General features: G+C 52.0%; 9 protein-coding genes and 2 pseudogenes. 8 read left to right on the forward strand and 3 right to left on the reverse strand.

Features of this window, described 5'->3' with window-relative positions; translation table 11 throughout:
- Nucleotides 1-858 precede the first annotated feature (858 nt).
- Together GNG29_RS19305 and GNG29_RS19310 are read left to right on the forward strand one after the other, a co-directional pair.
- Nucleotides 859-1,155 carry a helix-turn-helix transcriptional regulator gene (locus GNG29_RS19305; RefSeq protein WP_023314851.1) on the forward strand — a complete coding sequence of 99 codons (297 nt, stop codon included), beginning with the start codon at nt 859-861 and terminating at the stop codon, nt 1,153-1,155.
- A 423-nt stretch (nt 1,156-1,578) separates the two neighbouring features.
- Nucleotides 1,579-2,235 (forward strand): TetR/AcrR family transcriptional regulator, encoded by a 657-nt coding sequence (locus GNG29_RS19310; protein ID WP_023280966.1) that lies wholly within the window; start codon nt 1,579-1,581, stop codon nt 2,233-2,235.
- Nucleotides 2,236-2,297: 62 nt separating this feature from the next.
- Here the strand turns inward: GNG29_RS19310 and GNG29_RS19315 are convergent, their stop codons facing one another.
- Complete coding sequence (locus tag GNG29_RS19315) at nt 2,298-3,281, reverse strand: MDR family oxidoreductase (protein ID WP_023280857.1); 984 nt, start codon at nt 3,279-3,281, stop codon at nt 2,298-2,300.
- 400 nt (nt 3,282-3,681) lie between these two features.
- On the opposite strand from GNG29_RS19315, the gene GNG29_RS19320 reads away from it, so the two are divergent.
- The 5 genes from GNG29_RS19320 (at nt 3,682) to fghA (ending at nt 7,255) form a co-directional block, all read left to right on the forward strand.
- A protein-coding gene (locus GNG29_RS19320) for an IS1 family transposase (protein WP_223195083.1) occupies nt 3,682-4,379 on the forward strand; the annotation gives its coding sequence in 2 pieces (ribosomal slippage) (nt 3,682-3,931 and nt 3,931-4,379; 699 coding nt in all).
- Nucleotides 4,380-4,492: 113 nt separating this feature from the next.
- On the forward strand, nt 4,493-4,768 hold the full coding sequence (gene frmR / locus GNG29_RS19325; RefSeq protein WP_017384071.1) for a formaldehyde-responsive transcriptional repressor FrmR: 276 nt from the start codon (nt 4,493-4,495) through the stop codon (nt 4,766-4,768).
- A 34-nt stretch (nt 4,769-4,802) separates the two neighbouring features.
- Nucleotides 4,803-5,912, forward strand: a complete 1,110-nt coding sequence (frmA, locus tag GNG29_RS19330) for an S-(hydroxymethyl)glutathione dehydrogenase (protein WP_017384070.1) — start codon at nt 4,803-4,805, stop codon at nt 5,910-5,912.
- A 43-nt stretch (nt 5,913-5,955) separates the two neighbouring features.
- Nucleotides 5,956-6,354 (forward strand): VOC family protein, encoded by a 399-nt coding sequence (locus GNG29_RS19335; RefSeq protein ID WP_012561111.1) that lies wholly within the window; start codon nt 5,956-5,958, stop codon nt 6,352-6,354.
- Between the two features lie 64 nt (nt 6,355-6,418).
- On the forward strand, nt 6,419-7,255 hold the full coding sequence (gene fghA / locus GNG29_RS19340) for an S-formylglutathione hydrolase (protein ID WP_012561110.1): 837 nt from the start codon (nt 6,419-6,421) through the stop codon (nt 7,253-7,255).
- 199 nt (nt 7,256-7,454) lie between these two features.
- Here the strand turns inward: fghA and GNG29_RS19345 are convergent.
- A pseudogene (locus GNG29_RS19345) lies at nt 7,455-8,588 on the reverse strand (IS3 family transposase).
- A 616-nt stretch (nt 8,589-9,204) separates the two neighbouring features.
- On the opposite strand from GNG29_RS19345, the gene GNG29_RS19355 reads away from it, so the two are divergent.
- Nucleotides 9,205-11,856: an excinuclease ABC subunit UvrA gene (locus GNG29_RS19355; protein WP_012561117.1), complete on the forward strand. Its 2,652-nt coding sequence runs from the start codon at nt 9,205-9,207 to the stop codon at nt 11,854-11,856.
- Nucleotides 11,857-11,927: 71 nt separating this feature from the next.
- On the opposite strand, the pseudogene GNG29_RS19360 reads toward GNG29_RS19355, so the two are convergent.
- Nucleotides 11,928-12,227, reverse strand: a pseudogene (locus GNG29_RS19360) (transposase); the annotation flags it as partial.
- Between the last annotated feature and the right edge of the window lie 449 nt (nt 12,228-12,676).

Raw genomic sequence — 12,676 nt, forward strand, 5'->3', positions numbered from 1 at the left:
TCAGCAATTTCCTTCGTTATAACGTAAGATTCTTTCACTATTAGACACAGTACAGAGCCCACAGCAACCAAATGACTGCAGCCGGGGCAGTTTAGTTTTAAGCATGCATAAGCCGATTTCGATGGAATCCCTTTCACACAATAATATTGAATTGAAGCAATGAAAACATTAATGTGTTTGTTGTGACTAGCTGCAGGGGCCTGGAAGAAATTCCAAAGCCTGACAAACCGGAACAGGGCTTGCTCTGCTCCGGTTTTATCCAGTTCATCTTGAAGCCCTTGTTTTTGTTACATATCCCTGCTCACTCTTTCAGCCATTGTTAAGCTTCTTGTGTGTAATCTGCGAATAATACGGATGCAAAATTGATGCAATGGATTATACATACCTACAGCGCACGTTACGCTGAGCTGAATCGAATTTCAGAGAACGTTCTTCGCTATTACCCTGCCCAGCCAGTTGAACACATTTTATCATCCGGCCCCGAGAGTGACATGTTCTCTGCCTGGTACAGCCTTCATCAGAGTCAAACTAGACGTTATTTACAGGCAAAAGAAGACAGCTACAGAGTTTAAGTCTGACATTATTCGTGGCTGTGTCTGCCTTCGGAGTTTTCAGCTTATCCCGATAACAGCGGTTTTGAAAAATTGACGTTTTTTACACCGGTACATTGCCCGAACGCAATCTCCCCCGTAGCGAAATACCGCCCCGCAGAAAATCGTCCATGCTCGGCATGCCCCTGGAACATCAGCATCTTTTCAATAAAGGTTTTACAGCCTATAGTCTGTATAACACAAAATACACCTTACCTGCTGTATTACAGGGCGGTACTCCCTACTCAGTCTGCGAGGCAGGTCACTTATGAATAATCAGTTCCCGATAAAAACGCTGAACCAGCTCAGACCTGTGCTAATCGGGTTTCGCAAAATCAAGGGCTTCACGCAAAAAGATGTGTCTGAGAGGCTTGCCGTAACGCAGCAAACCTATGCCCGCCTGGAAGCAAACCCTGCTAGCGCCAGTATTGATCGTCTGTACAAGGTATTCAGTATTCTGGGCGTAGAAATAACGCTGTCATCTATTTCCCCTTCACCCTTCATTTCCCACACAGAGATGAGGGGGGCATTTGACAGCACTCCCGCCAGACGGGAGAAATGGTGACTATTAGAAGTTTGCTAGTTTTGTCGAATGACGCCAACTACATGTCCGCATCCATCGAGTAGTGGCTTCAAGCCACGATTGTCACTGCCTCCGCTGCCTTTTTCCAGTAACTCTCTCCTTTTAATTCTAATATTTAGGGGTGTCAACGCAAAGCAGAAACGGCACCTTCTTTGCGAGACAGAAATGACCTGTGATTGCCTGGCCGATTTATGGCAGCTAAGTGCGAGAAGCGGATATAGCGAATTCGCCATTGTACGGGATTAGCAGGTTTACTGAAGCAACCTGCGATGGCGTTATGGCAATAGTCAGTCCCCTGTCCAGTCGGCATAGGTGGCCACCTCGTCACCGCCGGGGATAAACTGATTGAAGCCTCCGCGCAAAATCACTTATTCTTTTCCGTTAATAAAATGCAGGAGCAAAGTCATGACTGGCGAAATTCGTGGGCGAGGCAGGCCACGAAAAACAGAGAGTACCTATACAGATACCCGTAATGACCTGATCCGAAGCGGGCTTGAACTGCTCACGCAGAATGGTTTTCTTTCAACGGGAGTCGATGCCATTGTCAAAAATGCCAGTGTTCCTAAAGGCTCATTTTATTACTATTTCAAGAGCAAAGAAGAGTATGCCCAGACTGTTCTGAGCGCCTATGACAGTTTCTTTGTGCATAAACTCCAAAAACATCTGTATGAATCATCCTTCACACCAATGATGCGTCTGGAAAATTTCATCGACGATGCCTGCGACGGCATTAAAAAGTACAATTTCACCCGGGGCTGTCTGGTTGGCAATATGATGCAGGAGAGTCCGGGTCTTCCACTGTCCTTTATCAAACAGCTCCACGAAATACTTGAGCGCTGGCAGGCGCTTGTGGCGTGCTGTCTGTCCGACGCGTTATCTTCGGGCGAAATCCGTTCCGATATGAATAATACGCAACTGGCGGCCATTTTCTGGAGCAGTTGGGAGGGTGCCGTAATGCGTGCCAAACTTTATTGCTCAACCCAGCCTGTGTACGACTTCTGGAGCTATTTCAAAAAGTCAGTACGCTATCAGCCCTCTAAGGACACGGCTGTTGAAAAGTAAAAAAGGGGCCGCAGCCCCTGATAATAATTATCAAACCCAGGCTGAGCCTGGCTTCCACTTCATTAGCTACACTGAATTACTGCCCGGCCACGAATTCCGCCACTCAGAAGTTTTTCGGCCACATTGATGGCATCACTCAGCGGATAAACGGTGGTCAGGCTATCCAGTCTGGACTCCGGTAAATACTGTACCGCCTGCTGCCAGATCGCCGCTCTTTTTTCCTTCGCGAACATGACACTGTCAATCCCTTTCAGCGTGACGCCACGCAGGATAAACGGAGCCACATTCCCCATTAGTTCCATCCCCTGTGCCATGCCGCAGGCTGCAACAATACTGCCATAACGCACCCCGGCGCATACATTGCAGAGCGTATGGCTACCGACTGTATCAATGGCGGCAGCCCAGCGTTCTTTCTGTAACGGTTTTCCGGGACAGGAGAGCTCGGAACGGTTAATAATCTCGTCCACACCGACCGTTTTATAGAGCCAGGCAGCCTCTTCCGGGCGTCCAGTAGACGCCGTAACGCGGTACCCCATTGATGCAAGGATCATGGCCGCAATGCTCCCGACGCCGCCGCTGGCACCGGTAACAAGTACCGGACCATCTTCAGGCTTAATACCATGATTCAGAAGTGCGTCTACGCACAGCATCGCGGTAAACCCAGCTGTTCCGATTGCCATTACGTGTTTGCCGTTAGCGCCAGCCGGGAGCGGCGTCAGCCAGTCTCCATTTACCCGTGCTTTTTCGGATAGTCCGCCCCAGTGTTTTTCCCCAACACCCCAGCCGGTCAGGAGAACCTTATCTCCGGCCTGATATTCGGGATGTGAACTGGCGGACACTGTACCGGTAAAATCAATGCCGGGCACCATGGGAAAGCGTCGGACGATTGGGCCCCGGCCCGTAATGGCCAGTGCGTCTTTGTAGTTGATGGATGAATAGTCAACATTGACCTCCACATCCCCCTGCGGTAGTTCACTTTCAGCGATTTCAGCAAGTTGCGCACTATAGCGTCCATCTGTTTTGTTGATTAATAAAGATTTAAACACGTTCACCTCGTTTGTCCGGGCGTTTACCGTTCAGTCATTAAGTCGTCAATAAATAATATTGACCGATCGTCTAATAATCAACACTACGATCCCAGTGCTTTGCCAGCATTCAAGAAACATTATTCATTTCATGCACTTAAAGCTGTCTTTTTTGACCGACATCAAACTGTATTCTGGTTTATCTGGTGCAGAGGGAAAATCAGCATCCCTGAAGATACATAGCTAATGCTTCAGAACACGGCTGATGATGCGATAAAACAACCAGGCTTTAATGAGTTAGTCTGAGCGGACCTTCGGCTCAGTAAATAGGTCCGCTCCGTGCCAAGAGCAGACGCTGGTAATTCGGGTAATGGTGCCAACTTACTGATTTAGTGTATGATGGTGTTTTTGAGGTGCTCCAGTGGCTTCTGTTTCTATCAGCTGTCCCTCCTGTTCAGCTACTGAAGGCGTGGTGCGTAACGGTAAAAGTACTGCCGGACATCAGCGCTATCTCTGCTCTCACTGCCGTAAAACATGGCAGCTACAGTTCACTTACACCGTCTCTCAGCCCGGTACACACCAGAAAATTATTGATATGGCCATGAATGGCGTCGGATGTCGCGCCAGTGCACGCATTATGGGCGTTGGCCTCAACACGATTTTACGACACTTAAAAAACTCAGGCCGCAGTCGGTAAACTCACGCATACAACCGGGCAGTGACGTCATTGTTTGCGCGGAAATGGACGAACAGTGGGGTTACGTCGGCGCTAAATCACGCCAGCGCTGGTTGTTTTACGCGTATGACAGGATACGGAGGACGGTTGTGGCGCACGTATTCGGTGAACGCACGTTGGTCACGCTGGAGCGTCTTCTGGGCCTGCTGTCGGCCTTTGAGGTCGTGGTATGGATGACGGATGGCTGGCCGCTTTATGAATCACGCCTGAAGGGAGAACTGCACGTTATCAGCAAGCGATATACGCAGCGCATTGAGCGGCATAACCTGAATCTGAGGCAGCATCTGGCAAGGCTGGGCAGGAAGTCACTGTCGTTCTCAAAATCGGTGGAGCTGCATGACAAAGTCATCGGGCATTATCTGAACATAAAACACTATCAGTAAGTTGGAGTCATTACCGGTGCTCTGATATATTTATTATACTATAGTGGGGTATGTGTTGATCTTAATGTAATACTCCCCTATAGTATAAGAAATACAGAGCAGTGAGGTAAGCAATGCCCAGTACTCCTGAAGAGAAAAAAAAGGTCCTAACCCGGGTTCGCCGTATCCGGGGTCAGATTGATGCTCTGGAAAGAGCACTTGAAAGTGGCGCTGAATGCCGTTCCGTTCTCCAGCAAATCGCCGCCGTCCGGGGCGCCGCTAACGGACTGATGGCAGAGGTGCTGGAGAGCCACATACGGGAAACCTTTGACCAGAATGACAGCTACAGTCATGAAGTCAGTAAATCAGTTGACGATACGATTGAGCTGGTTCGTGCCTATCTTAAATAGGTGAGGCCATTATTACATTGAGGATATATTACGTATGAAATCACGTGCCGCTGTTGCATTTGCACCAGGGAAGCCCCTGGAGATTGTTGAAATTGATGTTGCTCCGCCTAAAAAAGGCGAGGTGCTGATTAAAAACACCCACACAGGTGTCTGCCATACCGATGCCTTTACCCTCTCAGGGAATGACCCTGAGGGCGTTTTCCCGGTGGTTCTCGGCCACGAGGGAGCCGGTATCGTCGTTGAAGTTGGTGAAGGCGTCACCAGTGTGAAGCCGGGTGACCATGTTATTCCGCTCTACACCGCTGAATGCGGGGAGTGTGAATTCTGCCAGTCCGGTAAAACGAACCTCTGTGTATCGGTTCGCGAGACTCAGGGCAAAGGACTGATGCCTGACGGGACCACTCGCTTTTCATACAACGGTCAGCCTCTTTACCACTACATGGGATGTTCCACATTCAGTGAATACACCGTTGTGGCCGAGGTTTCTCTGGCAAAAATTAACCCGGAGGCGAACCATGAACACGTCTGCCTGTTGGGTTGTGGCGTGACTACCGGTATTGGCGCCGTCCATAACACGGCTAAAGTGCAGCCGGGCGATTCAGTTGCCATTTTTGGTCTGGGGGCAATTGGTCTGGCTGCGGTACAGGGGGCCCGTCAGGCAAAAGCGGGACGTATTATCGCTATCGATACTAATCCGACAAAATTTGACCTGGCCCGTCAGTTCGGGGCCACTGACTGCATTAACCCGAATGATTATGACAAACCGATTAAAGATGTTCTGCTGGATATCAACAAGTGGGGTATTGACCATACCTTTGAATGTATCGGTAACGTTAACGTCATGCGTGCAGCGCTGGAAAGTGCTCACCGTGGGTGGGGGCAGTCCGTTGTCATTGGTGTCGCAGGGGCCGGACAGGAGATTTCCACCCGTCCTTTCCAGCTGGTCACCGGGCGCGTATGGAAAGGTTCCGCGTTTGGCGGAGTAAAAGGCCGCACTCAGCTCCCCGGTATGGTCGAGGATGCCATGAAGGGGGATATTGACCTTGAGCCATTTGTAACCCATACGATGACACTGGATGAAATCAATGACGCCTTCGAGCTTATGCATGAAGGCAAATCTATCCGGACAGTGATTCATTACTGATCCCATCAGAATTTTAATCAACTCAAACTGAAGGAAGTGGAAAATGACAACTCCGGTAATTTCTGGTGACGGCATCTTTTCTCATGTGTTCATTGGCGCAGCCGATGTCGAGAAATCCTCCGCATTTTACGATGTCGTCCTGGGCACGCTTGGTATCAATAACCTCGGCCCGTTTGGCAACGGCTGGGTACTCTATGGCCGCGAAAAGCCGGCATTTATCATTGCCCGTCCGGGCAACGGTGAAGCACCTTCCGCTAACGGGGTGACTGTCGGCTTCGCTGCTGCCACCCCGGAAGAGGTTGATGCTTTCCATGCTGCCGGCCTTGCCGCCGGTGGAGCTGATGAAGGTCAACCTGGCCCGCGTGGTCACCTTCCCGGGGCCTATGCTGCCTACCTGCGGGATCCGGCGGGTAACAAAATCACGGCGTATACGTTTATCTGACGTCCGGATTTAAAGATACTTCCCCTGGCTTCGGTCAGGGGAAATAACCATGAGATAACGGCTGATGGAACTCATTGAGCAGCATGCCAGCTCTGGCGGCTGGCAAAACGTGTACCGGCATTATTCACAATCCCTTAATTGTGAAATGAATTTCGGTGTGTATCTTCCTCCCAAAGCAGTAACAGAAAAACTGCCGGTACTATACTGGTTGTCGGGCCTGACCTGTACTGAGCAGAATTTCATCACCAAATCAGGTATGCAGCATTATGCAGCCCGGCATAACGTCATCGTTGTTGTCCCGGATACCAGTCCCCGGGGTAATAATGTCCCGGATGCCGACAGTTACGATCTTGGCCAGGGGGCCGGTTTTTATCTGAACGCGACGGAACAGCCGTGGAATGTTCATTACAGGATGTATGACTATATTCTCAGAGAGCTTCCGGATGTCGTCATGAATCATTTTCCTGCAACGGCAAGAAAATCTATATCCGGTCATTCTATGGGAGGGCTGGGTGCTCTGGTGCTGGCTCTGCGAAATCCTGGTGAATATGTGAGCGTATCAGCATTTTCCCCGATAGTATCGCCTTCTCAGGTGCCATGGGGGCAACAGGCATTTAGCGCTTACCTGGGTGAAAACAGAAAAACGTGGGAAGCCTACGATCCAGTCAGCCTCATTTTACAGGGTGAAAAATTACCAGAAATCTTCATTGATCAGGGGCTGAGTGACGCCTTTTATGAAGAGCAACTGCGCACCAAAATCCTTGAGAGAGTATGCAATGAGATGAACCTCAATGCGTCGTTCCGATATCATACTGGATACGACCACAGCTATTATTTCATTTCCAGCTTTATTGGTGAGCACATTGCTTACCATGCCAACAGGCTCAGGCTGTCAGCATGAGTTGATTTCCAGCCTCAGAAAATGTGCTTAATTTTCAGGCCTGAACAGGGCCTGAACCCTGCAGACCTGAGATGTACTGTAACTGAATCGCCACGGATAATCTAGACACTTCCGAGCCGTTGATGGACTGACCCCGCCCCGGTAGACGATCCTGCCCTATAGTTTGGACTGACCCCACGCCTGTAGACAAATCCTGTCCTCACGACGAGGCCTGTTCGAAGGCCTCCGGACTGACGTCGCCGAGGTGGCTGTGGCGCCGGGACCGGTTATAGAAGACTTCAATGTAATCGAAGATCCGCCCGGGCCAGATCCCTGGTTTTATATATGCGTTTTCTGATCCGTTCTTTTTTCAGCGAACTGAAGAACGATTCGGCCACCGCATTATCCCAGCAGTTGCCACGCCGGCTCATGCTCGGCGCCAGGTTATTGGCCCGGTAGAAGCGCTGCCAGTCGTCACTGCCGTACTGGCTGCCCTGATCGCTATGTACGATAACCTCGCTGTCTGGTTTTCGGCGCCAGACCGCCATCATCAGCGCGTCGAGCGCCAGTTCGCGTGAGAGAGTGGGTTTCATCGACCAGCCGACCACATTACGGGCGAAGAGATCGATAACCACCGCCAGATACAGCCAGCCCTGCCAGGTGCGGATATAAGTAATATCGGTGACCCAGACCTGGGTGGCCCGGACAACGGTGAACTGCCGCTGCACGAGATTAGGAGCAACGACTGAAGGCCTGCCAGCGATACGACGTGGCGCTTTATAGCCGCGCACAGCTTTAATCCGGTCCAGTTGCATGATCCGACCCACCCGGTTTCTACCACAGGTTTCCCCGATTTCGTTCAGATCGCCATGAACCCGCCGGTAACCGTATACGCCTCCGCTCAGGGAATATGAGTCGCGGATAAGCATCAGCAGGCGCTGGTTATCTTTATCACGCGCCGAGACAGGGTTATGCAGCCACGCATAGAACCCGGCCCGGGCGACATTCAGTACCCGACACATCGTCATCACACCCCATACAGTTCGGTGCTCATTGATAAAGCGGTACTTCAGTCGGGCTCCTTTGCAAAGTACCGCGCGGCCTTTTTCAGGATATCCCGTTCTTCTTCGGTGCGTTTTAGCTGCGCCCGGAGTTTCAGGATCTCGCTTTTAGCTTCCAGTAAATCCCGGGCATGCTGCTCGCTGTTATCAGGTTTGATAGCCCGTAGCCACTTGTAGAGGCGGTGTGCAGAGACGCCCAGACGCTCAGATACTTAGGCGACGGAATAACCGCGTTCCGTTATCTGACGGACGGCTTCTTCCTTAAATTCAGGTGTAAATCGTGGTGTGCCCATACGCTCCTCCTATACTCAAACTATAGGGCAGGATCGTCTACCGGGGCGGGGTCAGTCCAGGGAGCCGTTAACGACCTGATGGCGGTTGTTCTGGAAAGCTATCTTCGGGAGGAATTCCCCGATACGGGCAAACGAAATGAGTCGCAGAAGAGGTCAATCGACGACACCATTTCGATAGTCCGCTCCTATCTCCGTTAACTCTGCCAGGCAGATGTCTGATGGGGTCTAAAACTGTAATGAAAGGAAATGACATATGAAATCACGTGCATTATTCATCTGTATTTTTTAATTGGTACCCGAAACCGCCTGAGTGTCGCCATCAGCTGGGTCTGGAACCACAGCGTCGCGTACCGGGGAGCCCGCATTATCACGGGAGCCAAATCTCCGGTCCCGGGTACGCCGCCAGCCAGTTCTCATACAGAAGGCGGATCCGCAGGGTACCGCTGAAACTTCAGCGGTGTCCCACATGGTACCACCGGGCCCAGCTTCAGCAATCTGTTTCCAGTCACACAAACGCTTTTTTCGACGGGCTTTCTGATCGAGCGGTCCGGCACACCAGATACCGTCACAAGAGGTGGCCTTATTAAGAGCGGACACACCTAGCACAGGAAATTCTATGGCAAAGAAACTTTTCGGTTATCATCCCATCCTGACTGACGACAACAATTCAGTTGTGATTCGCGGTGCTCGCGAGAACAACCTTAAAGAGGTGGATGTTTCCATTCCGCGCAACGCATTGGTTGTTTTTTCGGGTGTGTCAGGCTCGGGTAAGTCTTCACTGGCCTTTGGCACCATTTATGCTGAGGCGCAACGGCGCTACTTTGAATCGGTTGCCCCCTACGCTCGTCGCCTCATTGATCAGGTCGGGGTTCCGGATGTGGATGCCATTGACGGACTGCCGCCAGCCGTTGCGCTTCAGCAACAACGCGGTGCCAGTAACGCGCGCTCCTCTGTCGGCAGCGTGACCACCTTATCCAGTCTGGTGCGAATGATGTACTCACGGGCGGGCGCTTATCCTGCCGGACAACCGATGCTGTATGCCGAGGATTTTTCTCCCAACACGCCGCAGGGGGCATGCCCTTCTTGCCATGGTCTGGGCCATATCTATGAGGTAACTGAAACACTGATGGTGCCCGATCCCTCACTTAGTATCCGTGAAAAGGCTATTGCTTCCTGGCCCCCGGCCTGGCACGGACAGAATCTGCGGGATATTCTGGTGACGCTGGGGTATGACATCGACACTCCCTGGAAAAATCTGCCAGCGGAAGACCGTCAGTGGATCCTTTTTACCGAAGACACCCCCACTGTACCGGTTTTCCCGGGACTGAGTCCGGAAGATACGCGCGAAGCCGTCAGGAAAAAAATGACGCCGGGTTATATGGGGACCTTCACCGGGGCACGTCGTTATGTGCTACATACCTTCGCCAGCACGCAAAGCGCGTTGATGAGAAAACGAGTCTCCCGTTTTATGGAAGGCAAGCTGTGTCCGGTCTGTCACGGGAAAAGACTGAAGTCAGAATCATTGTCCGTCACCTTTGCCGGTGTGGACATTGGTGAATTTATGCAGATGCCCTTAGACCAGCTGGCGGAATTGCTCCTTCCAATCTCCCGGGGGGATTTCAGTGCCCACCACGCCGGCGCAGATGCCGACAGGGATATCACCCGTCGGGATCTGACAGAGCGTGCTGCATCCGGAAAAGCGGTCCATTCCGATAACGCCGATGTCTGCCGGACATCGGCGTTATCGGAAGAGAAACGACTGGCGGCACAACGGCTGACCGGTGGTGTCATGGCCCGGTTGTATCAGTTGCAGAAGCTGGGGCTGGGTTATCTTACGCTGGACAGAGCAACCCCAACTCTATCTGCAGGAGAGCTTCAGCGACTGCGTCTTGCCACGCAACTCAGTTCGATGCTGTTTGGTGTGGTCTATGTTCTTGATGAACCGTCTGCGGGTCTGCACCCCTCAGACAGTAAAGCGCTTTACGATGCGCTTGAGAACCTTCGTGATGCCGGCAACTCGGTGTTTGTCGTTGAACATGATCTTAACCTGATGCGACGGGCGCAATGGCTTGTTGATGTGGGACCGTCGGCTGGTGAACAGGGAGGACATGTTCTCTACAGTGGTATTCCTGAAGATCTGAAAGCCGTCACCCAATCTCGTACCGCGCGTTATTTATTTGATGAAGTCCGGCCACCACAATCTTTTGCCCGTATCCCATCCGGGTGGCTGAAACTGCAGGGGATCCATCGCCACAATCTTAAGTGGATCGATGTTGATATTCCTCTGGGTGTGCTGACAGCCGTGACGGGAGTCTCTGGCTCCGGTAAATCCAGTCTGATTGCCCAGGCCTTACCGGAACTGGTGCTTTCTTCACTTGGCGGTGAGCCAGAAGACGTGCTTTCCGAAGCCAGCGACGCTGAGGGGCCATCCGTAACGGAGAAAACGTACGGTACCCTGACCGGTGATACCGGACTGGTAAAGCGTCTGGTTCAGGTTGACCAGAAACCGATAGGCAGGACCCCCCGTTCAAACCTGGCGACATATACCGGGTTGTTTGATCCTGTTCGTAAGCTCTTTGCCGGAACGACTGACGCCAAACTCCATCATTACGATGCGGGTCAATTCTCTTTCAATGTGGCAAAAGGCCGCTGTGCAACCTGTGAAGGTGAAGGATTCGTCAGCGTGGAGCTGTTGTTTATGCCGAGCGTGTATGCACCGTGCCCGACCTGCCATGGCGCGCGGTATAACCGGGATACTCTCAGGATCTGCTGGCAGGACAAAAATATCGCGGAGGTCCTGCATATGACGGTGGATGAAGCCAGTCAGTTCTTTGCGACTGAAGAACCAGTGGCTCGTCCCCTCCGTCTGCTGAGTGAAATTGGTCTGGGCTACCTGCGTCTGGGACAACCAGCAACCGAGTTATCCGGAGGGGAGGCGCAAAGGATCAAGCTGGCAACCGAACTACAACGTAGCCAACGTGGCCACACGTTGTATATCCTAGATGAACCGACAACCGGCCTGCATGCTTCAGACGCCGACCGCCTCCTTGTGCAGCTGCAGCGGCTTGTTGATGCAGAAAATACGGTGATAATGATTGAACACGATATGCGGGCGGTTACTCAGGCAGACCAGGTTATCGACATCGGTCCTGGAGCGGGACATGAGGGAGGACGCCTGGTTGCCGCAGGAACTCCCGAACAGGTATCGCAGGTCAAAGAAAGCCGTACCGCACAGTATATTGCCAGGGAACTCTCACGGAACGGTTAAAAAGGGCTGTGTCGTCATTGCGTCAATGGCGGCACATTCCCGGCGTGTTCTGTATCAGTAATCTCCCGCAGGTATAATTTCAGCGCATCCCACTGGTTCAGCGCGTACGCGAACGCCTTCGACAGCTCCGAGTGCCGTGACAGCGTTTTCTGCTTTTCACGCAGCCAGCCCTCCAGCGCGGTCAGCAGCGGTACCGCTTTTTCCTGCCGAATGGCCAGCCGTTCCGCCGCGCTTTTGCCCCGGATGCCCGCCTCGATGCCATACAGCTCGCCGATACGGCACAGCGCTTCGGTCGTGGTGTCAGAGGGCGTCCGCACGTGCACGTCCGCCTGCAACACCCCGCTGAACCCCGCAAGATGCGACTGCGGATGTGTAACGCTGGCGTGATAGAAATTTTAAGTCAGTCATCAGGTGTCCACCTAATTAGGGGTCAGTTTGGATATCGAAAATTATTGTACGTCAAGGTTATTTTTTGACCTCTCTACTTTAGCGGGCCTCAGCCGACGAAACTTATCGGAAGCCGGTACCGGCCAGTCTGACTGAAGATGGAAGCAAAATTAATGCTGTGGGCTACCATACCTTCTTTAACAGGTGATTTGTGAACTGCAACTTCTCGGAACGGGAGTTTGCGCAAGGACCGGAAGTCCGCTTTTCGCTCATAGCGGACCGTTCCTGCGCACATGTCTGCTATGTGGTAGAGGCAGACAATACTTACAGCACAGGGCGTTAATAAATACGGAACAGATCAACCGCAGATGCCTCCTCCTGAATGTATTAATTTTGCTATCTCGTCGGCAAAATCAGGGAACAAGTCTGGATA

This window comes from Leclercia sp. Colony189 (genome assembly GCF_009740165.1).
Classification (GTDB): Bacteria; Pseudomonadota; Gammaproteobacteria; order Enterobacterales; family Enterobacteriaceae; genus Enterobacter.

Coding starts and splice junctions, on each gene's coding strand:
- GNG29_RS19305 (WP_023314851.1), top strand. CDS start 859: ATGAATAATCAGTTCCCGATAAAAACGCTGAACCAGCTCAGACCTGTG.
- GNG29_RS19310 (WP_023280966.1), top strand. CDS start 1,579: ATGACTGGCGAAATTCGTGGGCGAGGCAGGCCACGAAAAACAGAGAGT.
- frmR (WP_017384071.1), top strand. CDS start 4,493: ATGCCCAGTACTCCTGAAGAGAAAAAAAAGGTCCTAACCCGGGTTCGC.
- frmA (WP_017384070.1), top strand. CDS start 4,803: ATGAAATCACGTGCCGCTGTTGCATTTGCACCAGGGAAGCCCCTGGAG.
- GNG29_RS19335 (WP_012561111.1), top strand. CDS start 5,956: ATGACAACTCCGGTAATTTCTGGTGACGGCATCTTTTCTCATGTGTTC.
- fghA (WP_012561110.1), top strand. CDS start 6,419: ATGGAACTCATTGAGCAGCATGCCAGCTCTGGCGGCTGGCAAAACGTG.
- GNG29_RS19355 (WP_012561117.1), top strand. CDS start 9,205: ATGGCAAAGAAACTTTTCGGTTATCATCCCATCCTGACTGACGACAAC.